The sequence below is a fragment of the Bacillus cereus genome (assembly GCF_002577405.1).
In the GTDB taxonomy this organism is placed as follows: domain Bacteria; phylum Bacillota; class Bacilli; order Bacillales; family Bacillaceae_G; genus Bacillus_A; species Bacillus_A cereus_AU.
In genome coordinates this window covers 23,571-41,186 of the sequence record NZ_NULR01000010.1, presented here as the reverse complement: position 1 = coordinate 41,186, position 17,616 = coordinate 23,571, and the positions used below count along the sequence as shown (strand labels likewise).

Here is a 17,616-nt window from a genome sequence, read left to right as displayed (position 1 = left end):
GGGAAGTCGTTTTTTTATGGCATTTTTGAGAACACTAATTTATAGAACAAGGAGGGCGTTATGAAAAAACTATGTGTAATGATGACAATGGTATGTTCTATCTTTTTCTTTTCTCCAAGTTATTCGTGGGCAAAAGAATCGAAGGAGCAGCTGTTAGAGAGTGCGTTATTGAATCGGTATTACTCCGTTATAAGGCAAGCGACAGAAGATCAATATGAATGTGATTCAGTTATAAATATAAAGCGTCTAGGTAAGAAAGATGAGTTCGTTCCTAGATTTGAAGTGACGCTACAATTTCTTACTTTTCAAGGTGCACACAATCCGCCGAATGACAAAGTTACACTTACTTTAGAAGATAATTTAGATCACATAAAGATAAAGAATGTGGAACGAGAAAAAAATGTTTCTAGTGCGATTGCAGAAAAGGTGTGCGCACGAGCGAAGGAAAAAATGAAAGCGCATTCTAATGGTGTAGAGCGGTAACGGATGGTAGAAACGTTAGCAGGGTAATAGAAAAGGACAAAGAGTTTTATCTCTTTGTCCTTTTTTTACAAAAAAAAATAGCGGCCAGCTATTTTAAAATTAATGATTAATTGTATCTTGAAGTAATTCTGTTGCTTGATTTTCAGAAACATTTTGTACGAGAGCAACTTCGCTAATCATCATTTTACGCGCATTATCTAGCATTTGTTTTTCGCTCGCATTTAATGCTCTTTCTTTATTGCGACGAAGTAAATCACGAACAACTTCTGCATTATCTTGAAGATCGCCGTTCTTCATTTTTTCCATATTCATTGTATATCTTTGTTTCCAAGAGAGAGAGGGATCGGATTCCCCATGATGAAATTCAAGAAGTATACCATCTAACGTACCTTTATCGACGATATAACGTATACCTGATTTTTGTAATTGATCCATCGGAAGCATTACTTGCATATCTTTATTAAGGATGCGTATCACACAATATTGACGCGTAGTACCTAATATTTCTTTCTCTTCAATTGCTTCGATGATTCCTGCACCGTGCATTGGATAAACGATTTTATCACCAATTTGAAACAAATCATCCACCTCCATATGTGGTAACCATTTTTAATGATAACACACTTTGGTAAAAATATCAAATTTTATATAATATCATATCTGATACATCATAGTCAATATGTGAAAGTTATTTTTTTAGATGTTTTTTTGCCTGTATATGTGGAATAAAAAGGGGAGATTTTTTTAGAAAAATAGTACAGGCTAAAAAAGAAGGCATATCCACTTATTTTTTAGCATAAAATGTAAAATCGCTAATACAATATACCTAAATCCGTTCTTTACAAGGGAGGGAGAGAAGGTGGGGCGCACAATAAAAATTGATATTACAAATAAAGTGGTAGCTAGATTTAGACCAGATTATTTGGAATTATATACGAGTAAATTTATGATAGGTAAGTTTTATGTCTATACTGAAGATAAACAATATGTGTTAGAAGACGGATATATATATGAAAATGGAAAGTTTTATCGCATCATAGATACGCACCGTGGCAATAATCAAGCGGCGGAGGGCTGCGATCTAGGATGGTGTTAACATGATTCGTGTGAAAGTATTTGATGAAAGTCACGAAAAAGATTTAGAAGATGCAGTAAATGTGTTTTTAAAAAAGATTGATGATAGTAAATTTGTAGATATTAAGTATCAAGTCGGTGTTTCCATTAATGATGATGAGAATCAAATTTATTGTTTTTCAGCAATGATCGTTTATAAAACATAAAAAAGAGCTNNAGCTCTTTTTTATGTTTTATGTTGGGACAACATGTGTTGGTAATACGTGCATAATAGATTGAGCTGTGCCTAATTTCTTTGCCGTTAAAAGAACTTCTCCTGTTTCATGATCCTGAGCATCAGTGCACATACCGAGGTGATAACAATCACCTAAAAATGGATCAATATAAAAACCGTTTTTGAATACTTTATCATTCGGGTGTTTTTCATGGTGAATGTCAGAACAGTTAATGCAATAGAACATAGCTCTCATCCCCTTTTTATTTTTGTTTGAAAAAGTAAGTGGGTAGTCATTTCGCTCCTAAGGAAATGTTGAGGAGAAGAGAAATAACTACCTACTCAAATGGTGGGCATATTCCTTCTGATTTTTCATATCTCGCGCATTGCCTCTGAGGGAAGGAGGAGAGACGAATTACGCATGATATAAGTTAGACGCATCTTTCAATATGAATGATGGAGTTTCATGTTGAGAGAAGTTTTTATTTTTTAGTGCCTTTGTGAGTATATTATGAGGAAATGCTGAGAGGGTGTTTGTCCTGTTGAAAAAATGTTGAGAATTTCTCAACAAAAAGAGCCTTTCTTGACATGTAACCAAAAGGTGTTATATTATCAAAAATGAAACTAAAAGGTGTTGCTTTTATGCCGAATAAAGGAGAATGAAAATGGAACAACAAAATACATTAAATGATATTAAACAAACAATCGTTTTTAATGCGTCTATTCAAAAAGTATGGAATGTAGTATCAACTGCAGAAGGAATTGCGTCATGGTTTATGCCAAATGATTTCGAATTAGAGGTAGGACATGAGTTTCATGTGCAATCACCATTTGGGCCATCACCATGTAAAGTGTTAGAAATTGATGAGCCAAACCATTTATCTTTCTCATGGGACACAGATGGCTGGGTTGTTTCATTTGATTTGAAAGACTTAGGAGATAATAAAACAGAATTTACGTTAATTCACGGCGGTTGGAAACATCCTGATGAAATTCTTCCAAAAGCGAATGCGAAGAGCTCTATTATTCGCGATAGAATGAGTGGTGGCTGGGTAGCGATTGTAAATGAAAAACTGAAAAAGGTTGTCGAAGGCTAAGTGTCCTCGTCAGCAGCGAAATATGATGTATTTCAAGCAATTGCTGATCCAACCCGCCGAGAAGTATTACGGTTATTAAGTGATAAAGAGTTGCCAATCTCCAAAATAACGGATCATTTTCCAATGAGCCGTACAGCTGTTGTAAAGCATCTTCATATTCTTTCAGAAGCGAATTTAGTAAGTGGGAGAAAAAGCGGAAGAGAGAAGATATATCGCCTGCAACCAGAGCCTTTAGAGGAATTACAGCAATGGCTCTCGTATTATGAACGATTTTGGGATAATAAATTGTCCATGCTTAAACATATTGTGGAGAATGAAGAGTAGATTTTATAAAAAGAGGATGACCAAAAAGGTCATCCTCTTTTTACTGCTCACTTGTTTGTTTAGCTGGCTTTAATAAGATCCAAGCGATAATTAATGTGAATACTGCTAATACGAAAGTACTCATATAAATGACGTGTACACTTGCAGCTAATGCGGATTGAGACTCGGTTGCTACGTTTGCTGTAGCTCCGCCGTGTCCGCCAGAAGAAACAAGATCAAGATTTTTAATGCCGCGTGCATGAATCATCGTATTGAAGACCGTGCCGAAAATTGCAGCACCTAGCGTTTGACTAAATGTATTAATAAATGTGTTTAAACCAACTGCCGTTCCGCGCGTATGAGCCGGTACAGCTGCTTGAATTGTAACCATGTAAATTGGTGTAACAAGTCCCATTCCTAAACCGAATAATCCGACTGCAACATAAATAAGGAATGATGGTGAATCTATTGATAATGTAAATAATAAGAAGGTAGCAACTGATAAAATGCTAGCTCCAAGTAAAATAATTTGTTTCGTTTTTAATTTGCCAACTAAGTTACCTGAGAACATGGCACCAAATGTCCACATAACAGGAATCGGCATTAAAATGATTCCGGCTTCTGTCGCATTTTTTCCTAAAACACCTTGGCTCCAAATTGGAAGATACACTGTAATACTAATAATCATTGCACCAGCAATAAGCGTTAGTATGTTTATTGTAGATAATGTACGGTTAGAGAAAAGTGCTAGCGGAATTAATGGTTCCGGAGATTTTTTCTCGATGTATAAGAAAATAATGAATGAAACAGCGGCAAAGATTAATAGGCCGATAATTGAAATATCTCCCCAGTTTTGCTTACTGCTACCTGTTAATAATGCGTATAGTAGAGCAATTGTACTTAATGAGAAGACTGTTGCACCAAGGTAATCGATATGTTGCTTAGTGGCGGATTTAACAGATTCCTTATAAGAAGTGGCAAACATTAGGCAAGCGATAATCCCAAAAGGAACGTTTAAGAAGAAAATATAGCGCCAAGAAAGAGAATCAACTAAAAATCCGCCTACTAACGGCCCGATAACACCAGATACACCCCAAACGGCACTCATCCAGCCTTGTGCTTTTGCGCGGTCTTTCGCTTCGCTATATAAGTCTCCGATAATCGTCATTGTGATCGGCATAACAGCGCCAGCGCCTATACCTTGAAGAGCACGGAAGAAGATTAATTGTTCCATTGATGTAACGACTCCGCAAAGTGCAGAACCGATTAAGAAGATAGTTGCTCCGATGAGCAGAACTTTTTTGCGGCCGAATAAATCAGCTAGTTTTCCGTATATTGGAGTCGAAACAGCTGTTGCAAGCATATAAATTGCATATACCCAACTAACAAGTTCGACGCCTGACAAGTCACTCGTTATACGAGGTATTGCTGTACTAACAATCGTTCCTTCTACCGCAGAAAGAAACGTCATTAGCATTAAAGACATCATGACTTTTTTTCTCATTTGTTTTCCCCTTACCCTTTTTAAATATTCAACAATATAAAATATAAAGGTACTAAGGTGTATAAAGCAATAAAAAAGCACAGGAAGTTAGGGGGAGGGGATTTGTCTTTCTTTTTTGTAAGTTGATATAACTTGCAGAATCGCCGAAATAATTGCATGTACCTACAAAAAAGAAACAGGGAAGCCCTGTTTCTTCTCTAATATTGCATTTTCGCGTTTTCTCCAGCTGTCGTTCCGGCAATTCTACCAGTAACAAGGGCGGATGTAATGTTATAACCACCAGTATAACCGTGAATATCAAGAACTTCTCCGCAGAAATATAAGCCATTCGTGAATTTAGACGACATTTCTTTCGGGTTAATTTCTTTAACGGATACACCGCCGCCAGTAACGAATGCTTTTTCAATTGACTGCGTACCATTTACATTCACAGTAAATTCTTTAAAGTCTTTCACAAGTGCACGAATCTTCTCATGAGAAACTTGTCCAGCTTGTTCGCTGCCATCAATTTCATTTTTTTCTAATAAGAATAGGAAGTAACGTTCAGGAACATAACCTTTTAAAACGTTTTTAATTCCTTTTTTCGGATCTTCTTTCATTTGTTTCAGCATGCGCTGGAATAGTTGTTCACTATTTTCTTCTGGCAATGCATCGATACTCATTTGTACTGTATTCGTTTTAAATTTTTTCAACGTTTTTACAACGAATTGGCTACAACGAAGAGCAGCAGGGCCTGATAAACCGAAGTGAGTGAAGAGCATGTCCATTTTATGAGAAATGACAACTTTTCCTTTCGGGTTTAATACGCTTAAATTTACATCGCGTAAAGCAAGACCTTGTAATGAGCGGTCGCGAATAAATGGTTCGTTTGAAAGGATTGGTACTTCTGTTGGGAAAAGTTCTGTAATTGTATGACCAGCTTTTTCAGCCCAAGCGTATCCGTCTCCAGTAGAACCAGTTTGAGGAACTGATTTTCCGCCAACAGCGATAACGACGTGATTCGTTTCTAACACTTCGCCTGTTTGTAATACAACTGCTTTCGTTTGACCATTTTCATATTCAATTGTTTCAACAGGTGTATTCGTACGTATTTTTACACCTAAGTCTTTTAATCGTGTTAAAAGTGCATCTACAACAGATTGCGCTTTATTTGATACAGGGAACATGCGACCATGGTCCTCTTCTTTTAATTTAACACCTAGATTTTCGAAGAATGTAATAATATCTTCATTATTAAAAATAGAAAAAGCACTGTATAAGAAGCGCCCGTTTCCTGGTATATGTTTAACGATTTCATCAAGTGGTAGACGGTTTGTTACGTTACAACGACCGCCACCAGAAATCGCAAGTTTACGTCCAAGCTTATTTCCTTTATCAAGAAGTAAGACGCTTGCGCCTTCTTCTGCAGCACCGATTGCAGCCATTAGCCCAGAAGGACCGCCACCGATGACAATAACATCATAATGCATAATATATCGACCTCATTTTCTACATTTCCTGCCTAAAAGAATAGCATGTTTTCTCTTAAAAGAAAAATAGGGTGAAGTACTGCTTGATGGGAGAATTGTGGTACAATACAAAAGTTAGAGTTCAGCACTATCCTGCTATTTGTGGGCAATAAGACTCAAACCTTAAGACTTAAGAGAAGTAAAGAGGGAGGTCACTGGCCCGTAAAAGCTCGAATGGTTCAACTAATAAGGAGTAGGAGAGGAGTCTCCTGCTAGTAATAGTTTCACTTTATCTAGATGTAGGAGGATTTTTGTATGTCCGATTCAAAATTTCTGCGCGGAACGCTTATCGTTACGTTAGGAACATTTTTAGTAAAGTTCTTAGGCATGATTTACGTCTTTCCGTTTCATGCATTGGTAGGCACAGAAGGCGGAACGCTCTATACATATGGATACATTCCATATACGATCTTTTTAAGTATCGCAACGGCAGGTGTGCCGCTTGCTGTTTCGAAATTCGTTTCCAAATATAATGCACTTGGTGATTATAAGACGAGCCGGAGAATGTTCCGCTCGGGAATGGTTATGATGATAGTATCAGGGGTTCTTTCGTTCCTAGTACTGTATATGACGGCACCATGGTTTGCAGAAGCAATGCTTGGTAAACAAAGTTTACAAAATAAGATAGAAGAAGTTACGACGATTATTCGTCTTGTAAGTTTTGCGCTTATTGTTGTACCGGCAGCGAGTTTAATTCGTGGTTATTTCCAAGGTCATCAATCGATGGGGCCAACTACTGTTTCGCAAATTATTGAACAAATTATTCGTATCGCCTTTTTATTAACAGGTAGTTTTATCGTTATTAAAGTACTTGGCGGCACAGTTGCAACAGCAGTTGGGGTAGCGACATTTGCCGCGTTCGTTTCAGCAGTTGGAGCGCTTGGCGTACTCATTTGGTACTGGCTAAAACGTAAAAAACATTTGGATCAATATTTAATTGAACAAACTGTACCAGAATCGACAGTAAGTACTGTTCAATTATTTAAAGAATTATTTGCATATGCAATTCCTTACGTTGTAATTGGGTTAACAATTCCTTTATATCAACAAATTGATACATTGACATTCAACTCAATTATGCAGGCGATTGGTCAAGGCGATATCGCAGAGCGAGCGCTTGGTATTTTCACAATGTGGACGCATAAATTAATTATGATTCCTGTATCACTTGCAACAGCGTTTAGTTTAACGCTTGTGCCAGCGATTACAAAATCATTTACTGAAAAACAATATCGTTATTTAAAATTACAAATTACACAAACATTTCAGGCAAATATGTTTTTAACATTGCCAGCAGTTATCGGTATTTCTTCACTTGCATATCCAATTTATACTGCGTTTTACGACTCAGATCCACTAGGTGGACAAGTATTAATGTGGTATGCGCCAGTTGCGTTGTTATTCGCTTTATTTACAGTAACAGCAGCGATTCTGCAAGGGATTAATCAACAAAAACATGCGATTGTCGCGCTTGTGATGGGTGTTATTTTGAAATTCGTATGTAACGTAATCTTTATTCGTTATTTCGGTACAATAGGAGCAATCCTGGCGACAGCAGTTGGCTTCTTAGTTTCCGTATGGTATACGAATAGACAAATCAAAAAACATGCACACTATTCATTTGGTGTTGTATATAAGAGAACATTCCAAATTGCAGTATTAACACTTATAATGGTTATTGCTGTAAAACTATCACAATGGCTTCTATCCTTCATGATTTCGCCTGATGGCCGTATGGGTGCTTTAATTACAGTTGCGATTTGTGCAAGTATTGGTGGCTTTGTTTACGTAATGTTAGCAATCCGCACAGGAGTACTTGAAAGAGTATTTGGCGGAGAAGCGTTAGATAAAATTCAACGTAAACTTGGTAGTAGATTTAAAATAAAGTTGAAATCAAAAGGGGCGTAATTACGTCCCCTTTTCTATGATAAACAAAGAAGGTGAAAAACGTGAGATTAGATAAATTATTAGCGAATATGGGATATGGAAGTAGAAAAGAAGTAAAGAAATTATTGAAAGACGGCGTTGTAAAAATTGACGGAACGCCAGTGAAAGATGCGAAGGTTCATGTAAATGTAGAAGAGCAAGAAGTTATGATTCACGGTGAAGTTGTGGAATATAAAGAGTTTGTTTATTTAATGATGCATAAACCACAAGGTGTTATTTCAGCGACGGAAGATGATAATCATGAAACAGTAATAGATTTATTAGAATTAGAAGATGCGATTTTTGATCCGTTCCCAGTTGGACGACTTGATATCGATACAGAAGGTTTCTTATTGATTACAAATGACGGGAAGTTATCGCATCAATTATTATCTCCGAAAAAGCATGTGCCAAAAAAATACTATGCACACGTTGCTGGAGTAGTAACAGAAGAGGATGTAAAAGAGTTTGCTAAAGGTGTTATTTTAGACGATGGTTATGAAACAAAGCCAGGTGCACTTACAATATTAAAAAGTGATGATATTTCTGAAATCGAGCTTGTGATTACAGAAGGAAAGTTCCATCAAGTAAAGCGTATGTTTGAAGCGGTAGGGAAAAAAGTTGTTTACTTAAAGAGAACAGAAATGGGACCGTTAGTATTAGATGAAGAACTAGAACTTGGACAATACCGCGAGCTATCAGATGAAGAAGTAGAAATGTTAAAAACGTATCAAGTAGATACTGAAAAATAGTGCCTTTTTAGGTGCAGAAAAGACCCCTTTCTAATAGTTAGAAAGGGGTATGTATTTATTTACATACAATTATTTTTTCATTATGAGGTCATTCTCACTTTCTTTCCTGTTGTTGTCCACTTACCGCGGCAAGGGCTATACACGAGTTCATTAAACTGCAACACATTTAGATCACGTTGTATCGTTCGCGGTGTGATCCCGAACTCATCTACAAGGTCTTTCGTCGTTACCGTTCCGTTTTCATTGATGTACATATAAATTGATTTAATGCGTGTTAGCATACGAGTAGTTGTAGGTTTCAAGAGAAAACCACTCCTCTACTAGTTTTTTTGACCCCATTCAGGAAAGAAGGTCGTTACTACCATTGTACTCTACATGATAAAATTCATGCTTTAATCTACTTAAATTTTACAAAAGTTTAACAAATATTCATATAGAAAAATATTGGTAGTTGACATTGTATATATGGTCAGTCAACTAACACATAAAATTCTACGTAAAACGCCAAATTCCTGCAAATTTTTTTAAAAAAATAAAAGAAAAATTAATAAGAAATATCTGAAATATTACAATTGTTCGGTATTTGGTTTTCGTGTATGGCATAAGAGATTTCGGTTTGTTATGATGAAAGAAACAATATAGTGAAGGATGGATGCGTGATGTCAGCGATTAATTGGACAGAAGAAGTTGCAAAAAGAAAAGATGATTTAATTCGTGATACACAACAATTTTTACAAATTAAAAGTGTATGGGAAGAAGAATCGGCGAAAGAGGGCGCACCATTTGGTGAAGGTGTAGAAAAAGCTTTATCTTTCATGTTACATAAAGGAGAAGCAGAAGGTTTTGCTTCTAAAAATTTAGAAGGGTATGCAGGTCATTTGGAAATGGGACAAGGAGAAGAATTAGTAGGTATTCTTTGTCACGTTGACGTTGTACCAGAAGGAGATGGTTGGACGACTCCTGCATATAGTGCGGATATTCGCGACGGAAAGATTTTTGCACGCGGTGCAATTGATGATAAAGGCCCGACGATGGCAGCTTATTATGCGATGAAAATTGTGAAAGAATTAGGTTTGCCGCTTTCCAAACGCGTTCGTATGATTTTAGGAACAGATGAGGAAAGTAATTGGAAATGTGTAGACCATTACTTTAAAAATGAAGAAATGCCAACAATTGGTTTTGCACCAGACGCAGACTTTCCAATTATTAATGCGGAAAAAGGAATTTCTGATATACAAGTTGTGCAAAATGGTAGCGAAGAGAAAAACGGTGCATATGAACTTGTTTCATTTGAGTCAGGTCGCCGTTTAAATATGGTTCCTGATTTTGCAGAAGCTGTTGTTACAGGAGAAGATGTAAATGCACTTACAGTAGCATATGAAGCGTATTTACAAATTGCTAAAAAAATAGGGAAATCAACTATAGAAGGAAATACAGTGACGTTGCAAATGGAAGGAATTTCAGCACACGGATCTACTCCTGAAAAAGGAGAGAATGCAGGTTTATCATTAGCAAACTTCTTAACTACAGTTTCACTTGATGGAAAAGCAAATTCATTTGCGAAATTTGTAACAGAAACATTTACTGGTGATATTTTTGGTGAAAAGGCTACTATTGCTTATAAGGACGAAATTAGTGGTCCGTTAACAGTAAATGTCGGTCGCCTTTCTTATTCGAAAGAAAATGGTGGCAATTTAGGATTAAACGTACGTTACCCGGTTACGACTAACTTTGAAGGAACAATTGCGAAGTTAAAAGAATATGTTGGCACTCATGGGTTTGAAGTAGCCGACTATTCTAACTCTCGCCCGCATCACGTTGATAAAGACCACGTATTAATTCGTACACTACAACGTGTATATGAAGAACAAACAGGAGAAAAAGCAGAACTATTAGCAATCGGCGGAGGTACTTACGCTCGTTCATTAAAAGCTGGTGTTGCATTTGGTCCGCTATTCCCTGGAAAGGAAGAACTTGCGCATCAAAAAGATGAGTACATTGAAATTGAAGATTTATTAAAAGCGACAGCAATTTATGCGCAAGCCATTCATGAATTAGCGAAATAATGGATATGTAAATAATGACCGCTCTCTACTTTAGAGGGCGGCTTCTTTTTATCTGAATGAGATAAGAAAGAAAAGCAACAATAAAAGGAAGGAGACGATGTATATGGATCTGCATTATTTTGTCGCAATCACTTTACCAAATCATATAAAAGAAGTGCTATCTAACTATAAAGAGGAAAGGAAAGAGGAATTACCATTTCGCTCGTGGGTACATAAGGAAGATTATCATATTACCCTTTCCTTTTTAGGAAGTGCGACAGAGGAACAATTAGAAGGAATAAAGAATGGATTACAAACACTTACAGAAAAAAAGGAACTATCGTTCAAGTTACAAGGGTTTTCAACGTTTGGTAGGGAAGATCAGCCACGTATTTTTTGGGCGAAGGTAAGTGAGAATCATGATTTGTTTCAGTTACAAAAGCAAGTTCATGCCATTTGTGAAGACAATGGATTTTCTCTAGAAACGCGCCCGTATCATCCGCATATTACTGTTGCCCGTAAATGGATAGGAGAAGAAACGTTTCATTTAGAACATATAAAAGAAGTGTCTGAAATATCATTCCAAGCAGACACGATTACTTTATACGAATCTCACGTGAAGGAAACACCGAAGTATAAATCGATTGCTGAAATAAAATTACAAAAATAGAATGTATGAAAACGTTTTTTATACAGGTGAATATACTATAGAGAATAATGTGTTACTGTGTAGAGTCTTGCTGATAAGAAAAGCCTTATCATTTGCAGCTCGTTTCATTTTAATTTTGAGAATGATGGTGATTTTTTATGTTGAAAGTAAAACGTCCATTTGATGCCTATTTAGATGAAATGAATAAAATTACAATTTTGCTCCCACATGCGTATGGAACAAGCCGGACATTTCGTTTACAAGAAGGAAGCAATGTGAAAGAATTACCGATTGCTCATACTATTGCGCTTCCGGATGCAACGAAGTATGAGTGCTTTATAGAAGAGCCGCTAGATGTGGGGAAATATTATACAGTACGAGATGAACGGAACGAAGAAACAGATTTACAAATAGGCGCTGTGATTCGAACAGCAATTTTCGATGAAAAGTATTATTACGAAGGTACAGATTTAGGTGCTGTACATCAAAAAGAAGAGACAACATTTAAAGTGTGGGCTCCAACTGCAAGGCTTGCGAAGGTAAGAATTTATAAAAGCGATAAGGAATATACCGATCATGAAATGTACAGAGGAGAAAATGGAGTTTGGGCTCATGTATTACAAGGTAATTTAGATGGTGCACAATATACATTTCTTGTTTGTATTAATTTAATATGGAATGAAGCGGTGGATCCTTACGCAAAATCAGTGACTGTAAACGGGAAATACGGCGTTGTGATCGATTTAGAAAAGACGAGTGTCGCAAAACGAGTGGAATTACCACCATTACAGTCAATGACAGATGCCATATTGTATGAACTGCATATTCGTGACGCTACTATTCATCCGAACAGTGGAGTGAATCAAAAAGGAACATATAAAGGGCTGATGGAAGAGGGAACAACGGGACGAAATGGGACGTTAACGGGATTATCTCATATAAAAGATTTAGGTGTTACACATGTTGAACTATTGCCTTTACATTGTTTCGGTGGTGTAAATGAGGCGATTCCTTCCTTCGCATACAATTGGGGTTACAATCCACTATATTACAATGCACCAACGGGATTTTATGCGACAAACCCTTCGGACCCATATAACAGAATTGTAGAGTGTAAACAACTGGTTGAAACATTTCATGAGCACGGCATTAGGGTGATTATAGATGTTGTATATAATCATGTTTATGAAAGAGAGCTATCGTCATTTGAAAAGCTTGTCCCAGGATATTATTTTCGTCATGGTGAAGATGGTATGCCTTCTAATGGGACGGGAGTTGGAAATGATATAGCATCTGAACGGAAAATGATGAGGAAATTTATTATAGAATCTGTTTTATATTGGCTTACTGAATACAATGTTGATGGGTTCCGATTTGATTTAATGGGAATTTTAGATGTTGATACAATGAATATGATAGAAGAAGAAGTGCGAAACATAAAGCGCGATGCATTGTTATTAGGAGAAGGGTGGGATTTACAAACACCGCTTCCTCTTGAGGAAAAAGCAACATTAAATAATGCAAGGAAAATGCCATATATCGCGCAGTTTAATGATCAATTTCGCGATGGGATAAAGGGAAGTACTTTTCATATAAATAAACGCGGCTTTGCATTTGGTGGGCATGTAGACTGTCATCATTTGCAGTATATAGCATCAGGTAGTCTTTTAAGTGTGAAAGAAACAGGGCTATTTTTAGAGCCAATGCAAAGTATTAATTATGTAGAATGTCATGACAATATGACGATGTGGGATAAACTAGTGTGTAGCAATGAGGAGTCGGAAGAGGTTTTGAAAAAACGTCACCTACTAGCGAGCGCAATGGTGATTCTTTTACAAGGGATTCCTTTCTTACATGCTGGGCAAGAGTTTTATCGTACGAAGAAAGGAAATGAAAATAGTTATAATGCAAATGATGAAATTAATCAATTAGATTGGGATCAAAAAGAGAAAGAGATGGAGACCGTTACGTATATAAAAGGATTAATTGCGATTCGTAAAGAGCACGGGGCATTTCGATTACAAAACGCAGACCTTATAAAAAAGCATATGACTTTTTTGCAAACATCTAAGGAAGTACTCGCATACCACCTGCAACATGCAGAATTGTTTGGACCATGGAAAGAGATTATAGTTTTATTTAATAGCGGTTTGGAAGCTAAAACAGTGCAGCTTCCAAAAGAAGAAACGTGGCATGTGTTAGTAAACGAAAAGCAAGCGAAAGTAGAGCCAATTTCTTCATTTAGAGGAAAGGAACTTCAATTGGCTCCAATTAGCACGTATATATTGACGATAATGTGACAAATCGCTACTTGACGATGAGAATGTAATAAATGTAGAATTGACAAAGGTGACGATTTTGATAAGTTGTCATTCTATGAGTGGTTTTGTAAAATAAAATAGAGGATTTTTGACTGATGTCAAGTTTTCTTTTCATTTACAGTAAAATATATATGAATCCACAGCATGTGTAGAAATGTTGCGGTTTTCTTTTCATAACTATAAAAGATAAGGATTTGTTAACGGGTAATGGATATGGAATGGTTGGAACAATTATTAGGAAAAGAGTGGAGTCTTGTACCGGCTGGTGGAGTAACGGGCGATGCATATATTGCGCAAAACGGACAACAGAAGTTATTTTTAAAGCGGAATACATCGCCCTTTTTAGCGGTATTGTCAGCAGAAGGAATTGTTCCAAAATTACTTTGGACAAGAAGGGTAACGAACGGTGATGTAATTTCTGCTCAAAAATGGCTTCCGGGACAGAAGCTAGAGCCAGAGGATATGAAACTAGAACGTGTTGCAAAACTTTTGAAGAAAATACACTCCTCTAAAGCGCTTGTGCAGATGATTCAAAGACTTGGGAAGCAGCCGCTTCACGCGCAAGAGTTATTACAACAACTGCAACTTGTTTTAAGAGGAGATATAAGGGTTGATGAAACAATTCAGCAAGGCCTTCAATATTTAACGAATTCATTAAAAGATATTGAATACAATGAATTCGTTGTATGCCATTGTGATGTAAACCATAACAACTGGATATTGTCGGATGAAGATGAGTTGTTTTTAATTGATTGGGATGGAGCTGTAATTGCTGACCCAGCTCTAGACCTTGGTATGTTATTATATTGGTACATTCCGCGTCATGAATGGAGTGAGTGGCTCGGATATTATGATATTGAAATGGATGAATCATTGCTTAGGCGTATGAGATGGTATGTGATCGCACAAACAATTTTGTCTATTCAATGGCACACAACAAAAAAACAGCAAGCAGAAGCTGAATATTGGCATCAATATTTACAGCAACTACTTGCTTCAGAATAATACTTAAGAAAAATTGTCCATTCCAGCAATCCACTGAGTAAGTTGTTCTTGATTATTGGAAATATGGTTGTCCAAATTAGAGGAAGATTTACCCGATTGACTATAAGAATATACATCGTTTAGCATTGCTTTAGCGTCACTATTTATACTATCATTTGCGAGTAATGATTGAATGAGACGTTCTAATTGCTCGCATTCAGAAACTGTTCCGCAGCAATCACTTTGGTGATTGACTAAAATATCTTTCAGTACTTCTAATTGATGTTGTTGATTAATTGGCATGAACGGATCATCCTTTCGATTGTTTTTCTCTTCTCGGGAAGGTAAGAGAAAAAGCTGTTTCGTCATGGAATGTTTAATGCTGTATGTAGTTTTTATCAAAATGGTACATCTTATACTTGAAAGAAACGGACCGAGTGCTCGTACGTACTTGGTTTTTTGTTTGGTAGATTGATTAAAACAGAAAGAAGGAATTATTCCTTTAAAATAGTTTTGTAAAGAGAGGGAGACATCTATGCGTTTAAGACATAAACCGTATGCAATGGATCGAATTAATGAGTATTCACATATCGTAATTGGAAACCCCGAGGAGCGCGCTGGTAGCTGGAAAGAAGTATTTGGAAATGAACAACCAATTCATATTGAAGTAGGTACAGGTCGTGGCCGTTTTATGTATGATATGGCAAAAGCAAATCCTCATATTAACTATATCGGAATTGAAAAGTTCACAAGTGTTGTTGTAGATGCGCTTGATAAGTTAATTGAAGAGGAATTACCGAACTTAAAGTTAATTAATAAAGATGCTGAAGATTTAACAGTTTTCTTTGCAAAAGGTGAAATTGACCGCGTTTATTTAAACTTCTCAGATCCATGGCCGAAGAATCGTCACACGAAGCGTCGTTTAACGTATAAAACGTTTTTACGCAATTATGAAGAAGTGTTAGTAGAGGGTGGAGAAATCCATTTCAAAACAGATAACCAAGGCCTATTTGAATACTCTCTTATGAGTATGGCTGAATACGGTATGTTACTAACGTACTTAAGCTTAGATCTTCATAACAGCGACTTTGAAGGTAACATTATGACTGAGTACGAAGAGAAATTCTCTAGTAAAGGTCATCGTATTTACCGTGTAGAAGCAAAATATCGCACAGAGCCTATGCAGTAATGCATAGGTTTTTTTACGACTAAAACAATCAGAATTTTATGTTAATATAAAAAGAAAGGGGGATGACAGATGGAACAGTTACAAATTGGAGATATAAAAGTGACGTGGCTAAAAGGCGGGAACACACATTTAGACGGAGGGGCAATGTTTGGCGTTGTGCCGAAAGTCCTTTGGTCACGCAAATATAAACATAATGATACAAATCATATTTATTTACGAACAGATCCGTTACTTTTGCAAACGAAAGACGGTAATATGCTCATCGATTCCGGTATAGGAAACGGTAAATTGAATGAGAAGATGAAGAGGAATCAAGGTGTAACAGAAGAATCATCGGTTTATGAATCATTAGAAAAACTAGGATTAAAGCCTGAAGATATCCACTATGTTTTAATGACACATCTTCATTTTGATCATGCATCTGGCTTAACGAAATGGGCAGGTGATCACCTTGTACCGGCGTTTCCGAACGCAAAAGTTTACGTAAGCGAAACAGAGTGGAATGAAATGAGGAACCCAAATATTAGATCCCGTAATACATATTGGAAAGAAAATTGGGAGCCAATTGTAGAGCAAGTCGTTACGTTCCAGCAAGAAATAGAAATCACGGATGAAATAAAAATGGCGCATACAGGCGGCCATAGTGATGGACATGCAGTTATTGCTTTGGAAAGCCAAGGTGAAACGATGCTGCACTTAGCAGACCTATTGCCGACACACGCACATCAAAATGTATTATGGGTAATGGCATACGATGATTACCCGATGACATCGATTGAAAATAAGCAAAAGTGGATGAAGTACGGCGCTGAAAAAGAGGCGTGGTTTACGTTTTATCATGACGCGTATTATCGTGCAGTAAAGTGGAATGAGGAAGGGCATATCATAGAAAAAATAGAGCAAAAAACGAGTATAGAGGCTTAAAAAGAGGAGGCTGTCCCAGAAGTCTTGGGCAGCCGCCTCTTTTGTTGTCGGATTTTGTCGGTAAGTCGATATATTTAAAAAATCNNCCGATATAATTTGAGTTGCGATCGATATATTTAAAAAATCGCTGATATAATTTGAGTTGCGGTCGATATATTTAAAAAATCGCCGATATAATTTGAGTTGCGGTCGATATATTCGAAAAAATCGTCGATATAATTTGAGTTGCGGTCGATATATTCGAAAAATCACCGATATAATTTTAATCAATATCCGTGATTCTTCAAAAAAAAGAGGTTCACCAAATGGGAAACCTCTTTTTATGCTGCTATAACCTCTAAAACAGTACCTGTTTTAGCATCAACTAAAAATTCAAATCGTTCTTGTATATCATCTAACATCGTTGTAAGACCGCCGCGATAAACTTCGTATGCGACATCATATTTTTCAAATGTCTCTGGAACCATATGTACCCAAGAGCCAGTAATTTCACCTTTATGACTTAATGCTTGTTTCACCATTTTCAATGCTTTTTCTGAAGAAATATGGGATTGTTCTTGTACTTTGTTTGCAACGAGATAACCAGCTGCGAATCCAACGCCAAGACCTGCTACTAAACCTTTCCAGCTCATATATTCACCTC

At 36.7% G+C, this 17,616-nt stretch carries 20 protein-coding genes; 13 read left to right on the top strand and 7 right to left on the bottom strand.

The window, feature by feature from the left end:
* Positions 1-60: 60 nt before the first annotated feature.
* The gene (locus tag COC96_RS13560) at positions 61-483 is read left to right on the top strand and encodes a DUF3888 domain-containing protein (protein WP_098269372.1); all 423 of its coding nucleotides are present in this window, start codon (positions 61-63) and stop codon (positions 481-483) included.
* 99 nt (positions 484-582) lie between these two features.
* Here the strand turns inward: COC96_RS13560 and COC96_RS13555 are convergent, their stop codons facing one another.
* Complete coding sequence (locus tag COC96_RS13555; protein WP_098269371.1) at positions 583-1,077, bottom strand: CarD family transcriptional regulator; 495 nt, start codon at positions 1,075-1,077, stop codon at positions 583-585.
* A gap of 265 nt (positions 1,078-1,342) precedes the next feature.
* Here COC96_RS13555 and COC96_RS13550 point away from each other — a divergent pair, with 265 nt between their 5' ends.
* On the top strand, positions 1,343-1,579 hold the full coding sequence (locus COC96_RS13550; protein ID WP_097904651.1) for a DUF2553 family protein: 237 nt from the start codon (positions 1,343-1,345) through the stop codon (positions 1,577-1,579).
* 1 nt (position 1,580) lies between these two features.
* Positions 1,581-1,763, top strand: coding sequence for a sporulation protein Cse60 (locus COC96_RS13545; RefSeq protein WP_098269370.1), 183 nt, complete (start codon positions 1,581-1,583; stop codon positions 1,761-1,763).
* 27 nt (positions 1,764-1,790) lie between these two features.
* Here COC96_RS13545 and COC96_RS13540 read toward each other — a convergent pair whose 3' ends face one another.
* Complete coding sequence (locus COC96_RS13540; protein ID WP_141536109.1) at positions 1,791-2,018, bottom strand: DUF3973 domain-containing protein; 228 nt, start codon at positions 2,016-2,018, stop codon at positions 1,791-1,793.
* A 418-nt stretch (positions 2,019-2,436) separates the two neighbouring features.
* Here COC96_RS13540 and COC96_RS13530 point away from each other — a divergent pair, with 418 nt between their 5' ends.
* Positions 2,437-2,868 carry an SRPBCC family protein gene (locus COC96_RS13530; protein WP_098269368.1) on the top strand — a complete coding sequence of 144 codons (432 nt, stop codon included), beginning with the start codon at positions 2,437-2,439 and terminating at the stop codon, positions 2,866-2,868.
* Positions 2,869-3,192 (top strand): ArsR/SmtB family transcription factor, encoded by a 324-nt coding sequence (locus COC96_RS13525; protein ID WP_000098845.1) that lies wholly within the window; start codon positions 2,869-2,871, stop codon positions 3,190-3,192.
* A gap of 40 nt (positions 3,193-3,232) precedes the next feature.
* On the opposite strand, the gene COC96_RS13520 is transcribed toward COC96_RS13525, so the two are convergent.
* Positions 3,233-4,675, bottom strand: a complete 1,443-nt coding sequence (locus tag COC96_RS13520) for an MDR family MFS transporter (RefSeq protein ID WP_098269367.1) — start codon at positions 4,673-4,675, stop codon at positions 3,233-3,235.
* A gap of 197 nt (positions 4,676-4,872) precedes the next feature.
* Positions 4,873-6,144 carry an NAD(P)/FAD-dependent oxidoreductase gene (locus COC96_RS13510; RefSeq protein ID WP_098269366.1) on the bottom strand — a complete coding sequence of 424 codons (1,272 nt, stop codon included), beginning with the start codon at positions 6,142-6,144 and terminating at the stop codon, positions 4,873-4,875.
* A 294-nt stretch (positions 6,145-6,438) separates the two neighbouring features.
* On the opposite strand from COC96_RS13510, the gene COC96_RS13505 reads away from it, so the two are divergent.
* Together COC96_RS13505 and COC96_RS13500 are read left to right on the top strand one after the other, a co-directional pair.
* Positions 6,439-8,091: a putative polysaccharide biosynthesis protein gene (locus COC96_RS13505; RefSeq protein WP_098269365.1), complete on the top strand. Its 1,653-nt coding sequence runs from the start codon at positions 6,439-6,441 to the stop codon at positions 8,089-8,091.
* 41 nt (positions 8,092-8,132) lie between these two features.
* Positions 8,133-8,861, top strand: coding sequence for a pseudouridine synthase (locus tag COC96_RS13500; protein WP_097950408.1), 729 nt, complete (start codon positions 8,133-8,135; stop codon positions 8,859-8,861).
* Between the two features lie 80 nt (positions 8,862-8,941).
* Here COC96_RS13500 and COC96_RS13495 read toward each other — a convergent pair whose 3' ends face one another.
* Positions 8,942-9,163, bottom strand: coding sequence for a DeoR family transcriptional regulator (locus COC96_RS13495; protein WP_000805512.1), 222 nt, complete (start codon positions 9,161-9,163; stop codon positions 8,942-8,944).
* Between the two features lie 357 nt (positions 9,164-9,520).
* On the opposite strand from COC96_RS13495, the gene pepV reads away from it, so the two are divergent.
* The 4 genes from pepV to COC96_RS13470 all read left to right on the top strand — a co-directional run bounded on the left by pepV (position 9,521) and on the right by COC96_RS13470 (position 14,881).
* On the top strand, positions 9,521-10,927 hold the full coding sequence (pepV, locus tag COC96_RS13490) for a dipeptidase PepV (protein WP_098269364.1): 1,407 nt from the start codon (positions 9,521-9,523) through the stop codon (positions 10,925-10,927).
* A gap of 103 nt (positions 10,928-11,030) precedes the next feature.
* Positions 11,031-11,576 carry an RNA 2',3'-cyclic phosphodiesterase gene (gene thpR, locus COC96_RS13485; RefSeq protein WP_098269363.1) on the top strand — a complete coding sequence of 182 codons (546 nt, stop codon included), beginning with the start codon at positions 11,031-11,033 and terminating at the stop codon, positions 11,574-11,576.
* A gap of 137 nt (positions 11,577-11,713) precedes the next feature.
* On the top strand, positions 11,714-13,855 hold the full coding sequence (gene pulA / locus COC96_RS13475; protein WP_098269362.1) for a type I pullulanase: 2,142 nt from the start codon (positions 11,714-11,716) through the stop codon (positions 13,853-13,855).
* A 228-nt stretch (positions 13,856-14,083) separates the two neighbouring features.
* Positions 14,084-14,881: a phosphotransferase family protein gene (locus COC96_RS13470; protein WP_097906248.1), complete on the top strand. Its 798-nt coding sequence runs from the start codon at positions 14,084-14,086 to the stop codon at positions 14,879-14,881.
* Positions 14,882-14,884: 3 nt separating this feature from the next.
* On the opposite strand, the gene COC96_RS13465 is transcribed toward COC96_RS13470, so the two are convergent.
* On the bottom strand, positions 14,885-15,163 hold the full coding sequence (locus tag COC96_RS13465; protein ID WP_097906247.1) for a YtzH-like family protein: 279 nt from the start codon (positions 15,161-15,163) through the stop codon (positions 14,885-14,887).
* Between the two features lie 232 nt (positions 15,164-15,395).
* On the opposite strand from COC96_RS13465, the gene trmB reads away from it, so the two are divergent.
* Together trmB and COC96_RS13455 are read left to right on the top strand one after the other, a co-directional pair.
* Positions 15,396-16,049, top strand: coding sequence for a tRNA (guanosine(46)-N7)-methyltransferase TrmB (gene trmB / locus COC96_RS13460; RefSeq protein WP_098269361.1), 654 nt, complete (start codon positions 15,396-15,398; stop codon positions 16,047-16,049).
* A 69-nt stretch (positions 16,050-16,118) separates the two neighbouring features.
* Positions 16,119-16,973 carry a YtnP family quorum-quenching lactonase gene (locus COC96_RS13455; protein ID WP_098768924.1) on the top strand — a complete coding sequence of 285 codons (855 nt, stop codon included), beginning with the start codon at positions 16,119-16,121 and terminating at the stop codon, positions 16,971-16,973.
* Between the two features lie 320 nt (positions 16,974-17,293).
* Here COC96_RS13455 and COC96_RS13450 read toward each other — a convergent pair whose 3' ends face one another.
* Positions 17,294-17,605, bottom strand: coding sequence for a PepSY domain-containing protein (locus COC96_RS13450; RefSeq protein WP_000118541.1), 312 nt, complete (start codon positions 17,603-17,605; stop codon positions 17,294-17,296).
* Between the last annotated feature and the right edge of the window lie 11 nt (positions 17,606-17,616).

Coding starts and splice junctions, on each gene's coding strand:
- COC96_RS13560 (WP_098269372.1), top strand. CDS start 61: ATGAAAAAACTATGTGTAATGATGACAATGGTATGTTCTATCTTTTTC.
- COC96_RS13555 (WP_098269371.1), bottom strand. CDS start 1,077: ATGGAGGTGGATGATTTGTTTCAAATTGGTGATAAAATCGTTTATCCA.
- COC96_RS13545 (WP_098269370.1), top strand. CDS start 1,581: ATGATTCGTGTGAAAGTATTTGATGAAAGTCACGAAAAAGATTTAGAA.
- COC96_RS13540 (WP_141536109.1), bottom strand. CDS start 2,018: ATGTTCTATTGCATTAACTGTTCTGACATTCACCATGAAAAACACCCG.
- COC96_RS13530 (WP_098269368.1), top strand. CDS start 2,437: ATGGAACAACAAAATACATTAAATGATATTAAACAAACAATCGTTTTT.
- COC96_RS13520 (WP_098269367.1), bottom strand. CDS start 4,675: ATGAGAAAAAAAGTCATGATGTCTTTAATGCTAATGACGTTTCTTTCT.
- COC96_RS13510 (WP_098269366.1), bottom strand. CDS start 6,144: ATGCATTATGATGTTATTGTCATCGGTGGCGGTCCTTCTGGGCTAATG.
- COC96_RS13505 (WP_098269365.1), top strand. CDS start 6,439: ATGTCCGATTCAAAATTTCTGCGCGGAACGCTTATCGTTACGTTAGGA.
- pepV (WP_098269364.1), top strand. CDS start 9,521: ATGTCAGCGATTAATTGGACAGAAGAAGTTGCAAAAAGAAAAGATGAT.
- thpR (WP_098269363.1), top strand. CDS start 11,031: ATGGATCTGCATTATTTTGTCGCAATCACTTTACCAAATCATATAAAA.
- pulA (WP_098269362.1), top strand. CDS start 11,714: ATGTTGAAAGTAAAACGTCCATTTGATGCCTATTTAGATGAAATGAAT.
- COC96_RS13470 (WP_097906248.1), top strand. CDS start 14,084: ATGGATATGGAATGGTTGGAACAATTATTAGGAAAAGAGTGGAGTCTT.
- COC96_RS13465 (WP_097906247.1), bottom strand. CDS start 15,163: ATGCCAATTAATCAACAACATCAATTAGAAGTACTGAAAGATATTTTA.
- trmB (WP_098269361.1), top strand. CDS start 15,396: ATGCGTTTAAGACATAAACCGTATGCAATGGATCGAATTAATGAGTAT.
- COC96_RS13455 (WP_098768924.1), top strand. CDS start 16,119: ATGGAACAGTTACAAATTGGAGATATAAAAGTGACGTGGCTAAAAGGC.
- COC96_RS13450 (WP_000118541.1), bottom strand. CDS start 17,605: ATGAGCTGGAAAGGTTTAGTAGCAGGTCTTGGCGTTGGATTCGCAGCT.